Source organism: Silvibacterium acidisoli, from assembly GCA_022870745.1.
In the GTDB taxonomy this organism is placed as follows: Bacteria; Acidobacteriota; Terriglobia; order Terriglobales; family Acidobacteriaceae; genus Silvibacterium.
Window position 1 is genome coordinate 86,463 of record CP085323.1, and the last position, 24,396, is coordinate 110,858.

Annotated in this window: 19 protein-coding genes; 12 read left to right on the forward strand and 7 right to left on the reverse strand. The window is 59.4% G+C overall.

Translation table 11 applies throughout. From position 1 onward, the window contains the following. Position 1: 1 nt before the first annotated feature. On the forward strand, positions 2-760 hold the full coding sequence (locus LJD29_RS00345) for a sulfite exporter TauE/SafE family protein (RefSeq protein ID WP_446743759.1): 759 nt from the start codon (positions 2-4) through the stop codon (positions 758-760). 28 nt (positions 761-788) lie between these two features. Here LJD29_RS00345 and LJD29_RS00350 read toward each other — a convergent pair whose 3' ends face one another. The 3 genes from LJD29_RS00350 to LJD29_RS00360 form a co-directional block, all read right to left on the reverse strand. Then, positions 789-2,021 (reverse strand): acetate/propionate family kinase, encoded by a 1,233-nt coding sequence (locus tag LJD29_RS00350; protein WP_446743760.1) that lies wholly within the window; start codon positions 2,019-2,021, stop codon positions 789-791. Positions 2,022-2,117: 96 nt separating this feature from the next. Beyond that, positions 2,118-3,080, reverse strand: coding sequence for a DUF1259 domain-containing protein (locus LJD29_RS00355; RefSeq protein ID WP_446743761.1), 963 nt, complete (start codon positions 3,078-3,080; stop codon positions 2,118-2,120). Between the two features lie 141 nt (positions 3,081-3,221). Continuing rightward, positions 3,222-4,241, reverse strand: coding sequence for an energy transducer TonB (locus LJD29_RS00360; protein WP_446743762.1), 1,020 nt, complete (start codon positions 4,239-4,241; stop codon positions 3,222-3,224). A gap of 354 nt (positions 4,242-4,595) precedes the next feature. Between LJD29_RS00360 and ileS the strand changes: the two genes are divergently transcribed. The 9 genes from ileS (at position 4,596) to LJD29_RS00405 (ending at position 17,964) form a co-directional block, all read left to right on the forward strand. Further along, positions 4,596-7,478, forward strand: a complete 2,883-nt coding sequence (ileS, locus tag LJD29_RS00365; protein WP_446743763.1) for an isoleucine--tRNA ligase — start codon at positions 4,596-4,598, stop codon at positions 7,476-7,478. Next, positions 7,475-7,996, forward strand: coding sequence for a signal peptidase II (gene lspA, locus LJD29_RS00370; protein WP_446743764.1), 522 nt, complete (start codon positions 7,475-7,477; stop codon positions 7,994-7,996). The genes ileS and lspA overlap by 4 nt, the downstream gene beginning before the upstream one ends. Before the next feature lie 150 nt (positions 7,997-8,146). Then, positions 8,147-9,205, forward strand: coding sequence for a DNA topoisomerase IB (locus tag LJD29_RS00375; protein ID WP_446743765.1), 1,059 nt, complete (start codon positions 8,147-8,149; stop codon positions 9,203-9,205). Between the two features lie 89 nt (positions 9,206-9,294). Continuing rightward, the gene (locus LJD29_RS00380; protein WP_446743766.1) at positions 9,295-10,257 is read left to right on the forward strand and encodes a nucleoside hydrolase; all 963 of its coding nucleotides are present in this window, start codon (positions 9,295-9,297) and stop codon (positions 10,255-10,257) included. Between the two features lie 102 nt (positions 10,258-10,359). Further along, positions 10,360-13,326 carry an excinuclease ABC subunit UvrA gene (uvrA, locus tag LJD29_RS00385; RefSeq protein WP_446743767.1) on the forward strand — a complete coding sequence of 989 codons (2,967 nt, stop codon included), beginning with the start codon at positions 10,360-10,362 and terminating at the stop codon, positions 13,324-13,326. Between the two features lie 144 nt (positions 13,327-13,470). After that, positions 13,471-14,787 carry a tetratricopeptide repeat protein gene (locus tag LJD29_RS00390; RefSeq protein WP_446743768.1) on the forward strand — a complete coding sequence of 439 codons (1,317 nt, stop codon included), beginning with the start codon at positions 13,471-13,473 and terminating at the stop codon, positions 14,785-14,787. 40 nt (positions 14,788-14,827) lie between these two features. Then, on the forward strand, positions 14,828-15,274 hold the full coding sequence (locus tag LJD29_RS00395; protein ID WP_446743769.1) for a hypothetical protein: 447 nt from the start codon (positions 14,828-14,830) through the stop codon (positions 15,272-15,274). Positions 15,275-15,503: 229 nt separating this feature from the next. Continuing rightward, positions 15,504-16,676 (forward strand): alkaline phosphatase family protein, encoded by a 1,173-nt coding sequence (locus LJD29_RS00400; protein ID WP_446743770.1) that lies wholly within the window; start codon positions 15,504-15,506, stop codon positions 16,674-16,676. 52 nt (positions 16,677-16,728) lie between these two features. Next, positions 16,729-17,964, forward strand: a complete 1,236-nt coding sequence (locus LJD29_RS00405) for a cytochrome-c peroxidase (RefSeq protein ID WP_446743771.1) — start codon at positions 16,729-16,731, stop codon at positions 17,962-17,964. Positions 17,965-18,140: 176 nt separating this feature from the next. Here the strand turns inward: LJD29_RS00405 and LJD29_RS00410 are convergent, their stop codons facing one another. The 4 genes from LJD29_RS00410 to LJD29_RS00425 form a co-directional block, all read right to left on the reverse strand. Further along, complete coding sequence (locus LJD29_RS00410; RefSeq protein WP_446743772.1) at positions 18,141-18,722, reverse strand: LemA family protein; 582 nt, start codon at positions 18,720-18,722, stop codon at positions 18,141-18,143. A 30-nt stretch (positions 18,723-18,752) separates the two neighbouring features. Continuing rightward, positions 18,753-19,523, reverse strand: a complete 771-nt coding sequence (locus LJD29_RS00415; protein WP_446743773.1) for a TPM domain-containing protein — start codon at positions 19,521-19,523, stop codon at positions 18,753-18,755. Between the two features lie 89 nt (positions 19,524-19,612). Then, on the reverse strand, positions 19,613-20,293 hold the full coding sequence (locus tag LJD29_RS00420) for a DUF4142 domain-containing protein (protein ID WP_446743774.1): 681 nt from the start codon (positions 20,291-20,293) through the stop codon (positions 19,613-19,615). Positions 20,294-20,499: 206 nt separating this feature from the next. Then, a complete protein-coding gene (locus LJD29_RS00425; RefSeq protein WP_446743775.1) occupies positions 20,500-21,132 on the reverse strand; it encodes a trimeric intracellular cation channel family protein in 633 nt (210 codons plus the stop codon). 89 nt (positions 21,133-21,221) lie between these two features. On the opposite strand from LJD29_RS00425, the gene LJD29_RS00430 reads away from it, so the two are divergent. Next, the gene (locus tag LJD29_RS00430) at positions 21,222-21,533 is read left to right on the forward strand and encodes a hypothetical protein (protein ID WP_446743776.1); all 312 of its coding nucleotides are present in this window, start codon (positions 21,222-21,224) and stop codon (positions 21,531-21,533) included. 73 nt (positions 21,534-21,606) lie between these two features. Next, positions 21,607-24,342 carry a carboxypeptidase regulatory-like domain-containing protein gene (locus LJD29_RS00435; protein ID WP_446743777.1) on the forward strand — a complete coding sequence of 912 codons (2,736 nt, stop codon included), beginning with the start codon at positions 21,607-21,609 and terminating at the stop codon, positions 24,340-24,342. Positions 24,343-24,396: the final 54 nt, after the last annotated feature.

Here is a 24,396-nt window from a genome sequence, read left to right on the forward strand (position 1 = left end):
GATGCAGTACGTAATCGGCTTCATCATCGCCACGTTTATTGCGCTCACTGGCGTCGGCGCGGGCACCATCACCACGCCGCTACTGATCCTCTTCCTGCACGTGCCGCCCGCAGTTGCGGTCAGCGTCGGGCTGATGTTCTCGGCTGCGGTGAAGCTGGTGCTGGTTCCGGCGCAGATCTGGCGCAAGAACGTGAACTGGCGCACGCTGGGTTTCATGCTGATCGGCGGCCTGCCGGGTGTGCTGATCGGTTCGCTGCTGCTGACGCATCTTGTCGCATCCGGTTCGAAGCAGATCGTTACCGGACTGCTGGGCGTGGTGCTGGTCTTTACCGCCATCTGGCAACTTGTCTATTCCTTCAGGCCGGTCAGGAATGAGACTCCGCCTCCGGATCGCTCGCATGTTCTGCCCTGGCTTATGCTTCCTGTGGGTGCCGAAGTCGGGTTTTCGTCGGCGGGTGCTGGCGCGCTTGGCTCGGCGGCCCTGCTTACGCTCACGACGCTGGCCCCAGCGCAGGTGGTCGGCACGGATATTGCCTTCGGTTTCCTGACTTCGCTTTTCGGCAGCGGAGCGCACTGGTTCCAGCACACGATGAACAAAGACCTGCTGAAGCATCTGGTCGAAGGTGGATTCGGCGGAGCTATTGTTGGCACGCTACTCTCGGGTCGCATTCCAAAGAAGCCGCTTCGCCTGGCGCTGTGGATCTGGCTGCTGATTATTGGCGGGCAGTTCGTCTTTCAGACGCTGCATGCTCTGACCTAGAGCGTACCTCAGGGGCTGAAGCCCTGCCCTACCTGTCTTGATACGGCCGGTCGTTGCGATGCAGGAGTGCGACTTCGTGTGCCATCTGCTTTGCTTCTTCTGTCGGAATGACCCAGCCGGCCACTCGTGAATCTTCTGTAGAGAGCAATCCTTCTTTGTCGATGATGGTTTCGTTGGCGGCTTCGTCCATCTCTAACCCAAAGCCGCGTATGCCATCGCAGATGTGCTTGCGGACGTAGCCGGTGTTTTCGACGATCCCTCCGCCAAAAACAACCGCCTCGGTATCGCCGACGGCTGCCAGCGCCGCTCCCACGGCCTTGCGTACGCGGTAGGAAAAGATCTCCATCGCCAGCTTTACCTGCGGCTTGTCCATCTGCTTCATGAGCACGCGGGTGTCGAGCGAAACCTGCGAGACGCCTTTCAGTCCTGATTCCTTGTTGAGCAGGTTCATTACGTCATCGATGCTCATCTTCTCTTCGCGCATCAGCAGCGCGACCAGCTCCGGATCGACATCGCCTGAGCGTGTGCCCATCATCAGGCCTTCGAGCGGCGTGAGACCCATGGTGTTGTCGATGGATCTTCCGTTTCGAACCGCGGTGACCGAGCAGCCGCTCTCAAGATGCATCGAGACGATGCTGCAGTCGGCAGGATCTTTCTTCGCCAGCTCGGCGTAACGCTCGAGCAGGTAGCGATGTGAGATGCCGTGAAAACCATAGCGGCGGATGCCATGCTTTCTCGCCAGGTCTAGCGGGATACCGTAAAGCGCCGCATGTTCTGGCATGGTGCGATGGAAGGCATTGTCAAAGACTGCGTAGACAGGATGACAGGCCAGGTGCCTGCGAAGCGGTGCGAGCACTTCAACGGAACTCTTGTTATGCAACGGAGCCAGCTTCTCTAAGTCCTCGATCGCAGACCTTACTTCTTCATCGATCTCCACCGGATTATCGAAGCGGTCACCTCCATGCACTACGCGCAACGCGATGCAATCAACGTCATCGAGCGCGGGTGCTCCATCCGGCTTCTGCTCTTCGTACCAGCGCAACAGGCTTTCAGCGGCGTCTCCATAATCTTCAGCCTTGATCTTCTGTTTGCTGACTATCCTCTTGTCGTCCATGAGAGAGAGTTCAGGTGAGCTGCCGATGCCTTCGATGGCGACGCTGAGGCGGGTCTCGCCTGCCGATGCGAATGTCTGATCGGGCTCACAGCTAACGATTTCAGCCTTAAGAGAATTGCCGCCAGGGTTCAGAACAAGGATTTGCATGGCATTTGGAGAGATGCCTGGTGCAAATGCGCCGATGCCACCGGCAAACAAAAAGGAGCCGCACGCGGCGGCTCCTTTTTGCGATTGCTGCTACGGCTATCTGTTGGCTTTCACACTCTTGTTGATCGTAGTGATGGCGTCATAGAGCGTGCTTCCCAGCGTGAATCCATCCCCGGTTCCGGATGCATGCACGTAATAGAGTTGCGGATCGGCGTTGACAAAGTGGTTGTGCTGCGCGGCGATGGTGAATCCACCATTGCGCAGAATATCTGAGACCGGCTGCACCTCGTCACGGCGAAGTGCAAATTCAATGTTAAGCGTCGCGTTCGTACCGCCGGAAAAATCAATCTGGATGTAGAAAGACTGACCAACGCCCAGTGCTGCTTCCGCTGGAACGTCACCGAGGGAAAAATCCTTCTCGTCAGGACGAGGCAGGTAGAAGACGAAGATATCGGTCAGCTGCTCAACCGATCCCTTCTCGAAGAGCTTCATGAATTTTGCAGGCAGTACGCTCGTATCGAAGACAGAGTTCGTACCCGATATCACTGACACGTTCAGCTGCGGGCTGTGAATGGTTTCGAGTGCGGTGGCGATGCTGGTTGCCAGTTCCGAGCCTTCGCCAGTTGCCTGGAAATGGACCCATACCAGCTTCGGGCTTTCGCCGATGTCATGATTCACGATGGCCGTGATCTTTATCTTTGGGTCCTGACGCAGAGCCTTCTGCAAGGCGTCTACTTCGGATTCCTGGGCGGGTAGTGCTCCGTCGGCGAAGAACCTGCTGTTGCTGATGGGCTTGAAGCTGACATATCCGTTGGCAACGCTTGCAACCTGTGTAGCAGGAAGCACTGTGCCGTTCACAGACACGGTGAGATCCTGGCGCACCAACTCGAAGCGAAGCACATTTCCGGCAAACTTTGTGCCGGTGGTCTTCATGGCATTTTCAACCGAATTCCAATCGGCAGCTGCGAAGCTCTTGCCACAGCAAACGATGGAAAGCACAAAGGCCAAGACAATCGCCTTGGCCAAACGGGTACGTCCTGCAGGGGAGGGGGTATACATGTGGGCCTGTACCTCGATCAGGACTGTACAGAAACCCACATGCGATAGGAAAGTTAAAGTTCGGGTAAGACGAACATTACCATGATGATGCAGGAGAATATGTTCGAGTCATCAAAGCATATTTACCAGAATTGATTTGCATCAATAAATGCGGAAGTTGACTTCGATGTTTACTTCAACAGCCACCGGCTTGCCCTGGTAGTACGCGGGCTTGAACTTGTACTGCTTCACCGCGGCGATCGCTTTTTCATCGAGGCCCATGCCAAGCGGACGAACCACATGGACACGCTGGGGATTACCCTGGGCATCGACGATGACTGAGACCATGCAGATGCCCTGGTACTTGGCGCGACGCGCTTCGTCAGAGAATTCCGGATCGACCGAGTAGACGATCTGCGGAGCCGATACACCGCCGCCCGGATGCATCACGCCGCCGCCGTATCCGCCGCCCTCGCCAGGTCCAACACCGCCGCCGGAGCCGGAGCCTATTCCGCCGCCGTGGCCTGATCCGAAGCCCGATCCCGATCCGCCGCCCTGCGAAGCCAGGGCAACCTGCGGCGAGTTGGGAAGACCGATATTCGGCATGTTAGGCGCGTCAGGCAGCTTCACCTGCTGCGGCATCACGATCGTCGGTTCCACTGCCAGCTTGGGATGATCGTTCCGAATGATCTGCGGAGGAGTGATCTGCGTCTTTGCGATCTTGGGCAGATGTCCCTTGGAAGCTTCGACCATTTCGTGCGCACCGCCGCCACCGCCGCCGCCCATGGATTGGTTCATCTTCATGGTCATGGGCATGAATGGGCTGATGTCGACGTGCTGCACAGCAGCTTTCTTCACGACCGGGCGGGTCTTCCACTGGTAGTACAGGAAGAACGCAATCAGCGCGATGACGAGTACGTGCAGACCGATGGCCAGACCGCTCGAAAGCGGGCTGCGCTTGACGGCCAGGGGATCGGCAACGTCGATCGGTTTCGAGGTCAGTTCAAGCGGAGGAAGCTTCTTCGGGAAGAACAGATCCTGGACGCTGGAGGCAAGCGTCTTCCAGACCGGCTCTTCTTCAGAGATGTCTTCAACGGCAATCGGCTTCGAGGTCAGGTTAAGCGGAGCCTGCCTGACAGGCATGAAGGCGTCACGCAGGTTCGAGACAAGCGATGACCACATTGAACCGTCTGCTTCAGACAGAAGCTCTGGCTCTTCTTCGACCGGTCGCGTCTTCGCAGATTCCAATTCCGGAGGTGTAAGAAGCTCGTTGCCCATGTTTACTCAGCCGCAGGTCGCGCCCGGGTCTATCCCTCCATTATGGACGACGGCCGGTGCGCTTGTCTCGCTCCTGCGAATCCCCCTTCCGGGTTATTTCCACCGTAGGATGCTGATTTGGCAACAGACTGCCCCAGCATTGGATAAATAGACGGATGAGCCGCCGTGAAGTTACACCGTCCCGGCGGATTCCTCCATCCACCAGATACAATGGAGCTTTGCCCTGTTTCATTTTTACCAACCAGATGGGAGAAACTGATGTCGGCAACACCCGAGACCGGCGCGGCGGCAGCCCCTGAGCTGAACCCTGAGCTGAAGACGACCCTGACCCTTCCCGAAACGAAGTTTCCCATGAAGGCCAATCTGCCCCAGAATGAGCCGGCGCGGCTCAAGCAGTGGAAGGAAGATGGCCTTTACGAACAGATTCGCGAAGCGCGCAAGGGCTCTGAAAAGTACATCCTGCACTACGGACCTCCCTATGCGAACGGCCCCATCCACCTGGGCCACGCACTACAGAAATGCATTAAAGACTTTATTTTGAAGTCGAAGACCATGTCCGGCTTCGATGCACCGCTCATTCCCGGCTGGGACTGCCACGGCCTGCCCATCGAGATCAAGGTGGACGAAAAGCTCGGCCGCAAAAAGCTGGAGATGCCCGCGCTGTCGGTGCTACGCGCGTGCCGCGAGTATGCGCAGAAGTTTATCGACCTGCAGCGCTCGCAGCTGGTCCGCCTGGGCGTTTTCGCCCATTGGGACAAGCCGTACATGACGATGGCGAAGCCTTACGAGGCGAAGACGCTTGAGACCTTCTACGACTTCTTCGACAAGGGCTTTGTTTACAAGGGCCTGAAGCCGGTCTACTGGTGCCTGCACGACCGCACGGCGCTGGCGGAGGCCGAGGTCGAGTACGAGCAGCACACCAGCCCCAGCGTCTACGTCCGCTATGCGCTGACGAGCGATCCGTCAGCCATTGACGCGGCGCTCGCGGGCAAAAAGGTCTACACCATCATCTGGACGACCACCCCGTGGACGCTTCCGGCATCTCTTGCCGTCGCCTTCCAGCCGGAATTTGACTACGTCGCGCTCGAGCAGGACGGCAATACTTATATTGTTGCCGAGGCGCTCGCCACTGCCGTCCGTGAAGCCTGCAAGCTGCAGGACGCGAAGGAAGTCGCGAAATTCAAGGGCGAAAAGCTGGACCGCGTCACCTTCCAGCACCCGTTCCTCGACCGCAGCATCCTGGGCGTGAATGCCGATTACGTCACGGCCGATGCGGGAACCGGCGCCGTCCACACCGCTCCGGCGCATGGCGCGGACGACTTCTACACCGGCGCACGTTACGGACTCGACCAGACCTGCAATGTCGATAACGAAGGGCGCCTGCGCAACGGCCTGCCGCAATGGGAAGGCAAGACCGTCTGGGAAGCGAACCCGCTGATCATCGACATGCTGATCGAGCGCGGCGCGCTGCTGGGGCGGCAGGACATTTTCCATAGCTACCCGCACTGCTGGCGCTGCCACAACCCGATCATCTTCCGCGCAACGGAACAGTGGTTCATCGGCATGGAAACACCTCTAAAGAATGTCGACGGGACGGAAACGACCTTCCGCCAGCGCGCGCTCGACGAGATCAAGCGCGTGAACTGGGATCCGTCATGGGGTGAGGAGCGCATCTCGAACATGATCGCGACCCGTCCTGACTGGTGCATCAGCCGCCAGCGCCTGTGGGGCGTGCCGATTGCCGTTTTCCTATGCAACACCTGCCACAAGCCGCTGCACAACAAAGAGGTTGAGAAGCACGTCGTCGGCCTCTTCGAGCAGGAAGGCGCCGAGGCATGGCACAAGTACTCGGTCCAGGAGCTGTTGCCTGCGGGCACGGCCTGCGCCGATTGCGGAGCCACACAGAAATCCGGTGAGATCGATGCCTTCCGCAAGGAGATGGACATCCTCGACGTATGGTTCGACTCGGGCATGAGCTGGAACGCCGTGCTCGTTGGCAACCCCGAACAGCAGTTCCCTGCCTCGCTCTACATCGAGGGCGCGGATCAGCATCGCGGGTGGTTCCATTCGTCCCTGCTGTGCTCGGTCGCGGTGAAAGACATCGCTCCGTACAAGAATGTCACCACGGTCGGCTGGACGCTCGATGAACAGGGCCGTGCCTTCTCGAAGTCACTCGGCAATGGAGTCGATCCCGTCGACATCGCCGACCGCATGGGCGCCGAGATCGTGCGCCTGTGGGCGGCGAGTGTCGACTTCCGCGAGGACGTCTCCGCCAGCGAAACTCTCATGCAGCGGGCTGCCGAGAACTACCGCAAGCTGCGCAACACCTTCCGCTTCCTGCTGGGGAATCTGGCCGGATTCGATCCCGCGCAGGCAGTCGCAGACGAAGAACTGCTACCGATTGACCGCTACATGCTGGCCCGTACACGCGAGCTAACGGCCAGGGTGGTGAAGTGGTACGAGGAGTTCGAGTTCCATCGCGTCTACCACGCGATCAACGAATTCACCATCGTTGATCTCAGCTCGCTGTATCTCGATGTGCTGAAGGACCGCATGTACACCTTCGCTCCTTCGAGCCTCGAACGGCGTTCGGCGCAGACGGCCATGTGGCGAATCACGGAAACGCTGGTGCGGCTGGTGGCTCCGATCCTTACCTTTACGGCGGACGAAGTCTGGGAATACATGCCGAAGGTTGAAGGTCGCGAGGCCAGCGTGCATCTTGCGCTCTTCCCTGCCGGCGAAGTCGAGGGCGATACAGCCCTGCTGACCGACTGGCGCAACCTGCTTACCGTTCGCGACGAAGCATTGAAGTCGCTTGAGGAAGCTCGCAAGGACAAGCGGATCGGTAAGGCCCTGGAAGCAAAGATGCATCTGTCCGCCGGCGGGGAGACCTATACCCTGCTCGAGAAGTACGGTCCAGCTCTGAAGGAGCTCTTTAATGTCTCGGCTATCGAGGTTGAGGAAGGCAGCGAAGGAGTTCTGACTGCTGCCACTCTGCCAGCCGACGGCATCAAGTGCAACCGCTGCTGGAACTACCGCACCGACACCGCCCAGTACGGCCCATGGGCTGACGTCTGCGGACGCTGCTCGTCGCAGCTTGACCTGATGGGCTACGACAAGCTGAAGCAGGTGCACGCATGAGCCGTTTGCGTGACTGGCGGCCAATGCTGCTGCTGATTTCACTCGCGGTGATCGTTATCGACCGCGCCAGCAAGATCTGGGTTTCGAAGAATGTTGTAGAAGGTTCGGGCGGCATCACCATTATTCCGCACGTCTTCAACATCACTCACGTTCAGAATCCGGGCGCAGGCTTCAGCATGTTCTCCGATTCCATGCACCCGGATCGCACGCGCTGGATGCTGGTGGCGTTCTCGATCATCGCCGGACTGGTGGTGCTCGGCATACTGCTGCGCATCGGCCGCAGGCTCACACTCACCACGCTGGCACTGGCGCTGATTCTCGGCGGAGCGCTTGGCAATGCGTGGGATCGCATCTTCTCATCCACCGTGACCGACTTCCTCGAGGTCTTCATCTATCACTACCACTGGCCCGACTTTAATGTCGCCGACTCGGCGATTGTCGTCGGCGGTATCCTGCTGGTGCTCGGGTCGTTCAAAGACGACGACAGGGCTCAGGGCTCAGAGCGCAGAGCTCTGTAAGACCTCAGCGGCTGAAGCCGCTTCTTGCGTTCCTCTTAGTGGCAGGGCTGAAGCCCTGCCCTACCTTTTTCTGCCGTCGCAATCAATGTCAGCCGCTGACGTAATGCATCTGCAAAGTCTGAGCTCTGTGCTCTGCATCCAACGGATGGCATGTCTTCGACGCAGCCGCTCACAGACCCTGTCCTGTCCGCGAAGGAAGCCGGGCTTCGTTACGTCACCGATGCCTCGCCGGGCATCCGCCGTCTCCGCTCCGGCAAAGGCTTTCGCTACGTCAATGCCGACGGAAAGGCAGTTCGCGATAGGGACACGCTGGCACGGATCAAGTCCATCGTGATCCCTCCAGCATGGCAAGATGTCTGGATCTGCCCGAACCCGAAAGGACACCTGCAGGCCACGGGCCGGGATGCGCGCGGCCGCAAGCAAAGCCGTTACCATGCGCACTGGCGCGAGGTGCGCGACGAAACCAAGTACGAACGCATGCTGCTCTTCGGCACATCCCTTCCCAATATTCGAGAGCAGGTGAGTAAAGATATGGGGCTTCCCGGGCTGCCGCGACGCAAAGTGCTGGCAGCCATCGTGCGCCTGATGGAGACCACCTTCATCCGTGTCGGCAACGAAGAGTATGCGCGAGAGAACAAGTCCTTCGGGCTGACGACGCTACGCAACCGTCATGTCGAGGTGAATGGCTCGACCATTCACTTTCGCTTTCGCGGCAAGAGCGGCGTGGAACACAACGTAGACCTGAGCGACCGGCGCGTGGCGCGCATCGTACAGCGCTGTTATGACCTGCCCGGCTACGAACTCTTCGAATATCTCGACGATGAGGGCGCGGTGCGCAGCATCGGCTCGGCGGATGTGAACGACTACCTGCGTGAGATCAGCAACGAAGACTTTACCGCGAAAGACTTCCGCACCTGGGCGGGCACCGTACTGGCCAGCATCGCGCTGCGTGAGTTTGAAGCCTTTGAGTCGGAGACGCAGGCGAAGAAGAACATCGTCTCCGCGGTCAAGTGCGTGGCGGCAAAGCTTGGAAATACGCCATCCGTGTGCCGCAAATGTTATATCCATCCTGCGGTGCTCGATCACTACATGGCGGGAGCGATTAAGGCGCTCAAGAAGAGAGCTCGCGAGGAAAAGGATGACGCCGCACACACGCTGCTTGAGGAAGAAGCAGCGTTGATGAAGCTGTTGAGGAAGCGGATCGGCTGAACGAGGCTGACCGGATCGTAGCCTGGCTTCTCAACCGGACAAACATCCCGCTGCCCGTTTCCCCGCGGCTTCCGGTACACTTCTTCCCGATGAAATTTCTTCGCGCCATAGCCCTGCTTACTCTGGGAAGCCTCCTTTCCTCCACAGTGATTGCCGCTCCTGCCAAGCCCTCAGCCTATCCGCGCCAGCTTGTTTTGCTCGACAGCGATATAGGCGACGACATCGACGATGCTTTCGCCCTGTCGCTGATCCTCGAAAGTCCGCAACTCCAGCTTCTTGGCATCACTACTGCATTTCGCGATACCGGCCTTCGTGCGCAGCTGACCACGCGCTTTCTCGACACGGTTGGGCGCGGCGATATTCCTGTCACCGCCGGTGTTGCAACGCCGACCCGCGAAGGATTCAGCCAGGCGAAGTACGCCGAGGGCGGCGATGCGAAGAAGACGCGTTCCGGCACGGCGCAGGATTTTATCCTTGGCCAGATCAAGCAGCATCCGGGCGAGATTACACTCTTCGCAATCGGCCCGCTCAGCAATATCGGGGCGACGATCGATAAGGATCCAGTCACCTTTCGCAAGCTGAAGCGCGTGGTGCTGATGGGTGGCTCGATCTACCGCGGCTACAACGGCCGCAAGCCTGACGCCGAGTGGAATATCAAAGAAGATCCGGCGGCAGCGCAAAAGCTTTTCACCTCCGGCGTGCCGCTTTATGTGATGCCGCTCGACTCCACCATGCTCAAGCTCGACGATGCCCGCCGCAAAGCCTTCTTTGCGAATCCGTCAACACTGGTCGCGCAGCTGCATGAGCTGTACAACGAGTGGTCCAAGGGCAACAACCTTTCCGTGCCGACGCTGTTCGATGCGATGACGGTTGCTTACACTCTGAATCCATCGCTCTGCCCGACCACGCCGATGCATATCACCGTCGACGACAAGGGCTTTACAACACCCGGCCACGGCAAGCCGAACGCGCAGGTGTGCCTGAAGTCGAATACGGATCAGTTTCTCGACTTCCTGCTACCGCGCCTTGAAAAGCCCCTGCCAAGGCCCTGACACGTCCAATCGAGGCTGCCCGCTTTATAATCAAAATGGGCTGCTTTGTTCTCCTCGCTCGATTTTGCACATGCAGAGCGCCCGCACATACGGGGCAGACTGTTGACCGATCAGATCATTATCCGCGGCGCGCGGACCCACAATCTTAAGAACATCGACTGCGATATTCCGCACGGCAAGCTGACCGTGGTTTCCGGCGTCTCCGGCTCGGGCAAATCCTCGCTGGCATTCGACACGATCTATGCCGAGGGCCAACGCCGTTATGTCGAGTCTCTCTCGGCTTATGCGCGGCAATTTCTGGAGCGCATTGAGAAGCCGGATGTGGACCTGATCGATGGCCTTGCGCCGGCTATCGCCATTAAGCAGAAGAACTCCACGCGCAATCCCCGCTCGACGGTCGCGACGGCGACAGAAATTTACGACTACATGCGCCTGCTGTGGGCGCGCTGCGGCACCGTGCATTGCATCGTCTGCGACGGCGTGGTGAAGCGGGATTCGGTGGACGAGATTGCAGCGTCTGTCCTGGCGCTGGGCGAAGGCACGCGCCTGCATGCGCTCTTCCCGGTCACGCCGACGGCGCGGCCTCCGCTTGCATCGGAGACAGCGGCAGAAGACAATCCGAAGCCAGCCACGCGCGCTCGCAAGACCGTCCGCAAGAAGAAAGCGGCGGAGCCGGAATCGCCTCTCACCGAGGAGCTGAAAGAGCGGCTGGCCGACCTGCGCAAGCGCGGCTTCAATCGCCTCTATCAGAACGGCAGGATCAGCGAGTTCTCTTCTCCCGAATCGCTTCTGGAGCTGGATTTTTCTCTGCCGGTCTTCGTTCTGGTCGACCGCATCGTGGTCTCGCCGGAAAACCGTGCACGCATCGTCGACGCCGCCGAAATCGGCTACCGCGAGTCGGGAGAGATTCTCTACGAAATCGTTTCCCGCGAGCCTGAAGAGATGCAGCGCGAGCCGCTGCGCTTCTCGGCGGCCTTCGAGTGCAAGAACTGTCATCGTGCCTATCGCGAGCCCGAGCCCCGGCTCTTCTCGTTCAACAATCCATTCGGAGCCTGCCCGCGCTGCCAGGGCTTTGGCAACACCATCGACTTCGACCTTGACCTGATCATTCCCAACAAGTCGAAGACGCTCGATGAGGGCGCCATCGATCCGTGGACGCGCCCCAAGTACCGCCCCTTCTTCACCGAATTGAAGAAAGTCGCGAAGCAGCACGGCATTCCGATGGATGTGCCATGGTTCGATCTCACGCTCGATCAGCAGACCTTCGTGCTCGACGGACACGGCTCGTTCCTGGGCGTACACCGCTTCTTCCAGGAGATGGAGCGAAAGAAGTACAAGCTGCATGTACGCGTGATGCTCTCGAAATATCGCGGCTATGCTCTCTGCCCGGATTGCAAGGGCCAGCGCCTGCGCGCCGAAGCCCGTGCCGTTCGCCTGGGCCGCGACAACCACGATGCCCGCAACATCTGCCAGGCAGCAGCGCTGACTATTTCCGCCGCGAATGAGTTCTTCAACGCCATCGAACTGACGCCGATGCAGCAGGAGATTGCAGGCTCGATCCTGCACGAAGTGCAACAGCGCCTGCGCTTCCTCGAAGCCGTCGGTCTCGAATACCTCAGCCTCGATCGCCTGGCTTCGACGCTTTCCGGTGGCGAGTCACAGCGCATTCAGCTCGCGACTTCGCTCGGTTCGCAACTGGTCGGCGCGCTCTATGTGCTCGATGAACCATCCATCGGCCTGCACACGCGTGACACGGCGCGGCTGATCCGCATCCTCGAAAACCTGCGCGACCTTGGCAACACGATTGTCGTCGTCGAGCACGATCCGGACGTCATTCGCTCAGCGGACTACCTGCTCGACCTGGGCCCCGGCGCTGGTGAGTTCGGCGGCAAGCTGCTCGCCTCGGGAACGGTTGCAGAGATTGAACGCAACCCCGATTCGATCACGGGCAAGTATCTGTCCAGCGCGCTGACGATCCCCGTTCCCACGCGCCGCCGCGAAGTTGGGCCCACGCGGGAGTGGATTCGCCTCAAGGGTGCTCGCTCGCACAACCTGCGCGGCATCGATGTCGAGATTCCGCTGGGCATGCTGGTCTGCATTACCGGTGTCTCCGGCTCGGGCAAATCGACGCTGGTGCACGATGTGCTCTATCGCGTCATTGCGCATGAGCTTGGCAAGACCGAAGGCGGCGATCCTGCAAACGTCTATCGCGAGATGCGGGGAGCTGACCGGCTGAACGATATCGTGCTGGTCGACCAGAACCCCATCGGCCGCACTCCGCGCTCGAATCCGGTCACGTATATTAAGGCCTTTGACGCCATCCGTGAACTCTTCGCCGCACAGCCTGAAGCGCAGCGCCGCGGCTACGGAGCGGGACACTTCTCCTTCAACGTGCCCGGCGGACGCTGCGATGTCTGCGAAGGCGACGGCACGGTTACGGTCGAGATGCAGTTCCTTGCCGACGTGGAGCTGCCATGCGAAGAATGTAGCGGTACTCGTTACAAATCGAGCGTCCTAGAAGTTCGCTACAAGGGCAAAAACATCCACGAGGTGCTGGGCATGACGGTGAAGGAGGCGCTGCGCTTCTTCTCCGGCCTGCCGAAGATTGTCGACAAGCTCGCCGTGCTCGACGAAGTCGGCCTTGGATACGTGCGCCTCGGCCAGTCGGCCACAACGCTCTCGGGCGGCGAGGCGCAGCGCGTCAAACTCGCAGCGCACCTGGCGACAGTGCGATCGTCGTCCGGATCGGAAGGCAAGAAGAAGCAGAGCCGAGTGCTGTACATTCTCGACGAGCCGACGACCGGTCTGCACTTCGACGATGTCGGCAAGCTGCTGACCGCCTTCCGCAAGCTGATCGACGGCGGCGGATCGCTGGTGGTCATCGAGCATAACCTCGACATCATCAAGTCCGCCGACTGGCTGATCGATATGGGGCCTGAGGGCGGCTCTGCCGGTGGACAGGTCGTCGCGGCGGGTACTCCGGAAGAGATTGCGCGGAACGAGTTTTCGCACACCGGCTTCTGGCTGGCGAAGGTGCTTGAAAAGCAGAGCCCAGAAAACAGGACTTAGGCCACAGGGCTCAGCTTCTTGGGAGTAAGAACTCTCCTCTTTTGTCATTCCGAACGCAGAGAGGAATCTCGATGCCTGAACGGGTCAAAGTGCAGGTCCGCACGCGACTGTCGCATATTCCGGAAAAAAGCGAAAATAGAAGTAATGTCTTTGCGAAATACCCTGCTCGTCCTGCCGCTGCTCTTCCCTGCTGCCGCTTTTGCGCAATCCGCGCCTCTTCCGCCCGGAACAACGACGGACGAACCCGCTTCGGCTGCCCAGACCGGGCCGCTGGCAAGCGTCGAGACGGCAATCGATGCGAAACAGTTCGACCAGGCCCGCAACCTGCTGACTACATATCTCTCGGCGCATCCGAACGACGCCCGGGCGCTCTTCGACCGGGGATACATCGACGATGCCCAGGGGCATCCGGAGACGGCAGTCGACTTCTACCGTAAGGCGATCGCAGCCAATCCGAACCAGTTTGAGTCGCACTTCGCCCTGGGCCTGATCCTCGCACAGGGAGGCGACCCGGACGCCCGCAAGGAACTGGAAGCCGCCGTGAAGGCCGATCCGGTACCTCCCAATCCCGCCGTCAAGGCTGAGGCATGGCGCGAACTGGCTCGGTTGACGAGAACGACCGATCCTGACACCGCCAGCCAGGCGCTGGTCGAGGCGCTGAAGATTTCTCCTGAAACACCGGCAGACACGCTTCTCGCCGCAGAAATCGCCGAAGCCGGCGGAGATGACGAGGGCGCGGCGCGCACCTACCGCCGCGTGCTCTCCGCCACCCAGGGAAACGGCTCGGAGGCCTCGTCGGCCACCGCCGGGCTCGCCCATCTGCTGGTGAAAGACAAAAAATACGACGAAGCCGAGCCGCTGCTGAAGACCGCGCTCAGCCGCGATCCCGACGATCCTGCCCTGAATACGCAGTACGCGGCAGTCCTGGCTGCTGAGGGCAAGAGCGACGAGGCGGTGGCGTCACTCGAAAAGCTGGAGAAGCTGCAACCGAATAACAAGGAAGTGGCGGGAATGCTGGCCGACGCCTACGCGCAGGGTCAGAACTACGAAAAGGCCGAGGCTGTCTACCGCAAACTGCTGACGCTTGACCCCAACGACGCCGAAACGGACTCAGCGCTCGGACAAGTGCTGGTTCGGGAACAGAAGTATCCTGAGGCGCTCGATTTCTTCGAGAGGGCGACCAAAATCCGCCATGATGATCCTGATGCATGGGGAGGAATCGCATTTGCGGCCTCGCAGACTCACCAGTACGAACAGGTGATCGACGCGCTTACGATGCGGTCAAAACTCGCCGCGGAAACTCCGGCTACCTACTTTTTATGGGCGACGGCTCATGATAATCTTCACCACACGAAACAGGCTGTGGAGTACTATCAACTGTTCCTGAAGTCGGCCCTGGGGAAGTTTCCCGATGAGGAATGGCAGGCCAAGCAACGGCTGGCGCTCCTCGAGAAAAAGTAGTTCACGCAAGACGTTACCGTGGCACCCAGGGAGGTGCATCATGCGGTTCGTTCTCGTCTCTGCCTTTGCGATACTGAGTATCGCTCCTACCGCGTTCGCGGCTACCGAAAAAACTCTGGACATCCAACAGATGGCTGCGCTCGAAAGCAAAGCCCTGCAGGCCGGTCCGCGCGAGCAGTGCTTTCTCTACACCGAACTGGCCTACTCAATGGCCGAGCTTGCCCGCCGCCAGATTTCCGACGGCGACGAAGCAAGTGCCGCGGCATCGCTGAAAACCCTGCAGGCGTACGCAGAGAAGATTCACATGAACGTGGCCGACGACACTAAAAAGCTCAAGAACGCCGAGATCATGATGCGTCACACAGCCTTCCGCCTGCGCGAAATGATGCTTTCGGCCTCGCTCGACGATCGTCCCACGCTGGAAGCGACGATGAAGCAGTTGGACAAGGTTGAAAACGAGATGATGGCGGAAGTCTTCAAGCACTGATTGGCTAGTCATTTTCCAGAGGCGAACGCATCCTGGGGTCCCAAGCGTCCAAATTTTCGTGCGTCCGTAAAGCAGTGTTCACCGCTCGTTCATGACACTCCCGCAGACTTGCCCCTACACACCACAGTAGGGACGGTCAGGGATGATTTCAAAAAACATTCGCAGGGTGTTCTCCGCCGTGTTGGCGGGATCAGCCATTTGTGCCGCGTTGATCGGCTGCGGGAATGCAGTGACTTCTACAACCAGCATCAGCAGCGCGCTTACACCCAGTGTTGCTACCGGCAAGGTCAAGCACGTCTTTGTCATCGTTCTTGAAAATGAAAACTATGCCACCACCTTCGGAGCCACCTCCAAAGCGCCTTATCTCTCGCAGACCCTCACCGCGAAGGGTGCTTTGCTGAGCGGCTATTACGGCACCGGACACGTCAGCCTCGACAACTACATCTCCATGATCAGCGGACAGGCCGGCACGCTGCAGACCATTGCCGACTGCCAGACCTACGCCGATTTCTCGCAGACCGGGATCACCTACCAGGACAGCCAGTACGCCGGCACCGGATGCGTCTATCCCGCCTCGACGCCGACCCTGCCGGGCCAGATGAAGGCCGCGGGGCTTACCTGGAAGGGCTACATGGGCGATATGGGCAATGATCCCGCGCGCGAAAGCGCCACCTGCGGACATCCCAAGCTGAACGCAGCCGACCTGACCCAGATCGCGGAAGCACCGAGCGCTGCCGTGCCGGCTGGCGATATGTACGCCACCCGCCACGATCCTTTCATGTACTTTCACTCCATCATCGACTCGTCCGACTGCGCGAAGAACGTCGTGAATCTCGACTCGAACCTGCAGACCGATCTGGCCTCGGCCTCGACGACGCCGAACCTGACCTTCATTACGCCTGACCTCTGCGACGACGGCCACGACGCTCCCTGCGCCGATGGACGCCCCGGCGGCCTGACCTCCGCCAATGCGTTCCTCCAGAAGTGGATTCCCATCATCCAGGCTTCGCCCGCGTACCAGCAGGACGGACTGATCATCATCAACTTCGACGAGAGCAGCTACGCCAGCATTACGGTGCCTTCGGCAAACGTGTACAACATCGTTGAAACCGGCACCTTCTGCTGCGGCCAGAAGCCTGGTCCGAACCTCGGAACCTATCCGCAGAGCTCGACCTTCGCCGGACCTCCGACCTACAACATCACCTACAACAACTACGGCGGAGACAACACCGGCGCGGTGCTGCTCTCGCCCTTCATCAAGGCGGGGACGGTCTCGAACGTGCCCTACAACCACTACTCGATGCTGCGCAGCCTTGAGGACATCTTCGGCCTCACGCACATCGGCTATGCTGGCGACCCCGCGCTCGTTCCCTTCGGCAACGACATCTTCAACAACCTTTAGTCACATCGCCGGTCCCGCCCCGCATGCTGGGACCGGCGTTACTTTCTCTTTCATGAAACCTGCAGTATTCTCCCACTTCTTCATCCCCGCCCTGGCCTTTGCAGCACTGTTTCCGCTTTCCGGATGCCGTCAGTCCACGCCTGCCGCTCCGCAAGCTGCTGCGACGACGACTCCTTCGCTTTCGCAGATGGCCCTGCTCGGACGCGATATTTTCTTTGACACCAGCCTGTCCGCATCGGGCCGGCAGGCCTGTTCAAGCTGCCATGATCCGCAACACGCCTACGGGCCGCCTGACGGACTGGCCGTCCAGCCCGGCGGAAAGGATTTGAAGACCTTCGGCTTTCGCGCCGTTCCCTCGCTCGAATACGTGTTGAATCGCACCCCCATCTGGACGAAAGAGCACCCAGCAAGCCGCACCGAGCAGCTGACCGAGCGGGAAAATGCTCCGGTCGGGGGCTTCGACTGGGATGGCCGCTTTAATTCCCTGCACGACCAGGCCGCTTTTCCACTGCTTGAACGGTCGGAGATGGCCAACGCGAACGCTGCCGACATCGCGCACAAGCTGCAGCGGTCTGGCTACAGCCAGGCCTTTGAGAAAGCATGCGGCGCAGGCATCTTCGACAAACCTGACGCGGCTTTCGACTGCATGCGCCGGGCGCTCGAACGCTTTCTGCTCGAAGACCCCAGCTTTCATCCCTTCACGAGCAAGTACGACGCTTACCTCGATCACAAGGCCACGCTGAGCGCGCAGGAAGAGCATGGGCTGAAGCTCTTCAACGATCCGGACGGCGGCAACTGTGCCGGTTGCCATCTCTCTTCGCCCGGAGCAGACGGATCGCATCCGCTCTTTACCGACTACCAGTTCGAGGCGATCGGCGTGCCGCGCAATATGGAGATTGCTGCGAACCACGGCAATTCGTTCTACGACCTTGGACTCTGCGGGCCGCTGCGCGATGACCATCGCGACGTAAAGACCTTCTGCGGGATGTTCAAGACGCCGACCCTGCGCAACACGGCGCTGCGAGGCGTCTATTTTCATAACGGACGCTTCCACTCGTTGCGCGATGCCCTGCGCTGGTATGTCGAACGCGACAGCAATCCTGCAGCCTGGTATCCGAATGGCGAGAGCTATAACGATCTGCCGCCGGAGCTGCGCAGCAACGTGGACCACATCAACGTTCCCTTTGCTCCACGGGAGGATAAGAAACCGGTCTGGAGCAGCCAGGATATCGACGACGTGATTGCGTTTCTGAATACGCTCAATGACGGTTACGTCACGAGTAAATGAAACAACCCGCTTCTTGTCATACCGAACGCAGTAAGGAATCTGCTTTTTGCCAGCACCGGCATTCAGGTGCAGATCCCTCGTTGCACTCGGGATGACAAACTTTGGCAGGCGAAAAACTCAAATAAGAAAGGGCGTTGCGGCTATGCCGCAACGCCCTTTCTGTACTTACAGGAGTGCTAGAACTTTACGACCGGAGCTTCACGCGATCCCGCGCTTGCTTCGAAGTAGGCATTGTCCGGCTGGAAACCGGCCATGCCCGCCCAGATGCTGTTCGGGAACTGGCGGATGAATGTGTTGTAGTCGCGCAGGGTGTCATTGTAGCGGCGACGCTCGACAGCAATACGATTCTCCGAGCCTTCCAGCTGATCCTGCAGCGAGAGGAAGTTCTGGTCGGCCTTCAGGTTGGGATAGTTCTCCGACAGTGCCAGCAGGCGCCCGATGGCTCCGTCAAGCTGTCCGTTTGCCTGGATCTTGCCCGCCGGATCGTGGGCGTTCAGCAAGCCTGCGCGCGCATTGGCGATGTCCGCGAAGACTTTCTCTTCGTGCGTGGCATAACCCTTGACCGTGTTCACGAGGTTAGGAATCAGGTCTGCGCGGCGTTGAAGCACCACGTCCACCTGCGACCACTGTGCGTGGACCGCTTCCTGCTTGGCTACCATCTGGTTCTTTGCGCTGACATAGCTGCCGAAGATCATCAGCACAACCAGGAAAAGAACAACCACTACTCCGATTGCGATCCACAAACCGCGACGCATCATCGTACTTGTCTCCTTCTTACACCGTTCATGTTACCAATCGCCTCCGGCTCCGCCGCCGCCGGTGCTGCCGCCGCCAAAACCACCAAAGCCGCTGCCGCCGTCATCGCCACCACCACCGCCTCCCCAGCCGCCTCCGCCACGGCCACCACCGCCGAGGAACATGCCCAGTAGAAAGCCGATGATACCTGAGCCACCAAAGCGTGCAAGGAAGATCAACAGGAAGATGATGAAGATCGCGCCAAGCAGGAGCTGCCCCAGGCTCAGATGAACCGGCTGACCCTGCGGAGGTCCTCGACGAGGCGCTGTACTCAGCGTTACACCGGCATCGCGAGCGATGATCTGCGACATCTGCCCCACCGCCGTCGAGATCGCACCGTCGAAGTCGTTCTGCCGCAAGTACGGCACCATCTGCCGCCCGATCTGGCCCACGAGTCCATCGGGCAGAATGCTCTCCAGCCCATAGCCGGTGGCGATGAAGCGCTTGCGATCGTTGACCGCAAGCAGAACGATCACGCCGCGGTCAGTCTTTTTCGGACCAACGCCCCACGCATCTTCGAGCTGCACCGCGTACTGTTCGATCGGCTCGTCATCGGTCGTGTGAACCGTGACTACCGCAATCTGCGCATGCGCCTGCCGGTCGACCTGGCCGCAAAGCAGGTTGATGCGCTGCTTCGCCTCGGGCGACATGACATGCGCGAAATCGCTGACGTAATCGGTAGGACGGGGAAGGCTCTTGACGGATTCGCACGACGCGCCCAACGAGCTCGCGACAACGAGCAGCCCTGCGCAGAAACGTGCCAACCTTTTATAAAGCATCGGTTCGATTCTACCGGAAGCAGCAAAGAAAAGGGCGGGCGCCGATGCGCCCGCCCCTGCTGGCTGGAAACAAATTAGTGTCCGGAGGTTTTTCCGTCACTGTTGAGGTTATGGCTCTGCGCGATCTGCTGAATCTTGGCCAGATGCTGATCGATCACCTGCTGCCCCTGCGAGGCCAGCTGTTTCAGCTGCGGGTTCTGGGTCTGGGAGATCTCTGACTTGAAGTCCGAAGAGTCCTTCTTGTGGTCCTTCACCATTGCTGCGATGTAAGCGTTATCGAAGTCCGCTCCGGACATTCCCTGCAGTTTATCCATCAGCTGCTTGTCCTTCTTCGACGGGCCATCCGGCACCTTCACGCCGAGTTGCTGTGCGACCGGCTTCATCTCGTCGCCGAGCTTGGTGTGATCGCTGACCATCATGGCGCCGAACTGCTTCACATCGTCGCTCGAGCCCTTCTGCTGCGCAAGCTGACCGAGTTGCACCTCCGCCATGCCGCCCTGCAGAGCGTCCTTTACAAACGACTTGTCTTCCATCTGAGACGTGCCGCTGTCCTGCGACTGCTGCTGCATCTGGTTGTTGCTGCCCGCCATGCCAGGGCTTTGTTGCGTTGTCTGCTGCTGTTGCTGCCCGCCTTGTGAGCCGCTCGACTGCGCGCCGCCCATCTGCGCGAAGGACGGACAAGCCGTCAGTAGAACAGCGCCGGCAAAGACGAGAAGATTGTTGCGGAGTTTCTTGTTCGTCATTTCGGATTTCATACTGATCGTCTCCTTCTTCTGGGAAATCAACTGTCCAGATCTCGAACGCAATGCCTGCCTGCATTGCTGTACAGGAGATGGAATGCGGAAACATGGCGTTGGAGTTGCCTTGAAACCGCGGCACGCTCTGCTCCGCGCCGGGGTTCAAAACATAAGTTCATAGGGATGATGGATTTCCGATGAGAGCAAATCGCGACAGGCAACCTTTAGTGAAGCAGTCGCGGAAGATTCCAGTGTCTCCACACGCTGACCATGCGAAGCAGGAAGCAGAAGACGGCTCCGCAGATGGTGACCGGCAGGCGGGGCAGCTTCAGACTCAGGCCCGCAGCCACGATCATCGCTCCGAAAAGTGCAGCCGCGGCGTAGATGTCCGTCCGCAGCACCGCGGGTACCTGCGCCAGCAGCACGTCGCGCAAGGTGCCGCCGCCTACTCCCGTGAGTCCGCCCATCAGGATCGCGATGAAGGGATGAATGCCGTACTCGAGCGCTTTCTCGACACCTGCAACGGCGAAGAGACTCAATCCCGCTGCATCGAGCATTACGATCAGGCCGGCAGGAATTTCGCGCACAAAAGGATAGAAGCAAAAGACGGAGCCAGCTCCGGCAAAAGCTATCAGACCATAACGCCAGTCGCGCACGGCATTCGGCGGAACGGCACCGATCAACAAATCGCGCAGGATGCCTCCGCCGACAGCTGTGGCAAAAGCCAGGACCATCAGCCCGAGCAGATCCAGCCCATGCGACGCCGCGGTCATTGCGCCTTCCAGTGCAAAGACATACGTCCCAATAAAGTCGAGGATCGTGATGAGCGAAACCCTGCTTTTCGCCTCTCCGGCCATTGGTTTCCGTTCTCCTGAAGATTGGAAGAATTGTCTCATCTGGCAGGAACGCATTGTTCCGCAGCTTTGTTCAGGTTATAGTTTTAAGCATGCCTCGCTTATCGAGATCGCATTCGCAATTTTCCTGGCTGCAGCTGCTGGGAATCCTGTGTATTGCCCTGGTCGCGATCAGCGGAGTTGCGCAGGTTGTTCATGCGCACCCGGGTGGGCAGTCCGATCATGACTGCGCGCTCTGCATCTCGGCTCACCAGGCCGTGCAGGTCGCCGTCATTCTGCTGCTCGCTGTTTTCGTCGAGCCGGTCGCGTTTCTTGCGTCAGAAAGTTTCTCGCGGCCCCGGGTATGCCGTTTCAGTTTCAAGCTCTTCTGCCGGCCTCCGCCAGCTGTTTTCCCTTCTGTCTAATCATGGCTTCACAGAACAAGAACAGCTTTGCCGTTCGGGAGAACGTTTTCTCCTGAACATTGGAGGTCTTTCCATGCGCACATTGGTGCGATCGTTTTTCTTTCCCGTTTTCATCTGCCTGCTTCTGCTCCAGGCGTTTCATCCCTCGTTTGCCCAGTCGGCCGGACAATCCGGGACCTTGCGCGGAACAGTCACCGACGCTTCCGGTGCAGTGATTCCCGGCGCGACCATTGAGCTTCAGAACCCGGTCAGCGGTTTGCACCGTACGGCCACCGCAGACAGCCAGGGCCAGTACCAGATCACCAATCTTCCTCTGAACCCTTATCACATGGTCGTGAACGCAACGGGTTTCCAGTCGAAGATGGTCGATGTGGAAGTGCGCTCGTATGTGCCGGTTGTGATTTCGACAGCTCTGACTGTTGGAGCCAACGCTACGACCATCACGGTTGAAGGCAATGACCTTCTGGAAGCCAGCTCCGGCCTGCATACCGATATAGACCGTGGCGCTTTCGCGAAGGTTCCGCTCGAAAGCCAGTCTTCTTCGCTCAGCTCGCTGGTTACGCTTTCCTCGCCGGGTGTCAGCGCGGACTCCAACGGCCTCTTCCATGGCCTCGGCGATCACGCTTCGAACTCCTTCTCGATCGACGGTCAGCCTGTCACCGACCAGCAAAGCAAAGTCTTCTCGAACCAGCTTCCGTCGAACTCGGTGCAGTCTGTCGAAGTGATCGCAGGCGCTCCGCCGGCAGAGTATGGAGACAAAACCAGCCTCGTCATCAATGTGACCACCCGTTCCGGCCAGGGCGTCAAGACACCGACCGGCAGCCTCACGACCTCTTACGGAAGTTTCGGATCGGCCAGCACCGGCTTCGACATCAGCTACGGCGGCGACAACTGGGGCAACTTCTTCGAGGTCGACGGCCTCAATAGCGGACGCTTCCTCGATCCGCCTGAGTTCAAGGTCCTCCACGACAAGGGCAATGAGGAAAATGTCTTCGATCGCCTGGATCGCACGCTGAATTCGAAGGACTCGCTGCACCTGAACCTGACTTATACACGCTCGTGGTTCCAGACACCGAACGCCTACGACAACCTGAACGTACAGAACGTGATCAGCGACGGCACCAGCCCCAATCCCGTCTTCGCCAACGTAGGCGATGCCGACCAGCACTCGAAGATCGAGACCTTCAACATTGCGCCGCTTTACACGCGCATCGTCAACAATAATTCGGTCTTCAACCTCGGCGCTTATGTTCGCAAGGATGCCTACAACTATTATCCGAGCGGCAATCCGCTGGCCGATCTCGGTCCCGCCAACCTGCAAACCTCGTCGATTGGACAGGAACGCACGCTGACCAATGCCGGTGCTCACACCGACTTCTCCTACAGCAAGGGTGTGAACAATATCAAGGTCGGTGCGATGTATGAGCAGACCTTCCTGCGCGAAAACGACCGCCTCGGTATCGTCGACCCTACCTACAATGCCCCGTGCGTAGACTTCGCTGGCAATCCGGTTGCCGGATACAGCAGCACGCCCGATTGCGGACTTGGTGCGAATCCCAACTACAACCCGGTTCTCGCGCCCTACGATCTGACGCGCGGCGGCAGCTACTATCACTACTTCGGTCATACCGATGTGAAGGAGCTTGCGCTTTACATCGAAGACCAGATTAAGGCCGGCAACTGGCTCTTCAACGTCGGTATTCGCGGCGATATCTATAACGGACTCACCGTCGCTCACCAGGCCGAGCCGAGACTAGGCGTGGCCTACACCATTCAACCGACGAACACGGTACTGCGCGTCTCCTACGCGCGTACGCTCGAGACGCCCTTCAATGAAAATCTGGTGCTCTCCAGCCAGGGATGCCTCGACCCTGTGCTCAATCCCTTGCTCGCCTGCACTCCCGGTGTAGCCGGTACACTCACACCCGGTTATCGCAACGAGTTTCACGCGGGTTTCCAGCAGGCCTTCAGCAAATACCTGGTGGTCAGCGGCGAATATATCTGGAAATACACGCATGGAGCCTTCGACTTCAGCGTGCTCGGCAACACGCCGATCACCTTCCCCATCGACTGGCACAACTCGAAGATCCCCGGCTATGCGCTACGTGTCGACATGCCGGAGCTTCACGGGCTGTCAGCCTACGCTGTCATGTCGTCCGTATCGGCCCGTTTCTTCGGCCCACAGATTGCCGGCGCAGGCGCGACCGTGGCGGCAAGCGGCAATACCTACTATCCCTTCCGCATCGATCACGACGAACGCTTCAACCAGACCACCCACATGCAGTACCAGCTACCCTGGAGACGCATGCCCTGGATCGGCTTCAACTGGCGCTATGACAGTGGCCTCGTTGCCGGCTCGGTCCCCTGCTACAACACCACCGACCCGAACAGCGGATGCGCCGGCACCTCTATCACCCTGCCCAATGGGCAGCCCGGCATCGACCTCAGCGGCCTCACCTATGACCAGCAGTTCGAAGCCGGCCTGATCTGCGATGGCGTGAAGGCGACTCCGGCAGCCGGCTTCACACAGTGCGATGCCGGCGGACTGACCTCGAAGCTGGTGAAGATTCCGGCACCTGGCACCGAAGACGACGATAAGAATCCGCCGCGCATCGCGCCGCGCAATCTCTTCGACATGTCCGTCGGTGACGACAACCTCTTCAACGGCGATCGCTATAAGTGGAGCCTGCACCTGACGGGCGTAAACATTACCAACAGCTACTCGCTCTACAACTTCCTCTCTACCTTCAGCGGCACGCACTACGTTACGCCGCGAGCCCTGACCGCCGAGGTAGGCTTCCATTTCTAACCCTGACCATTAAAGCTTCACCTGACGGGACGGCCTCGCGCCGTCCCGTTTTTT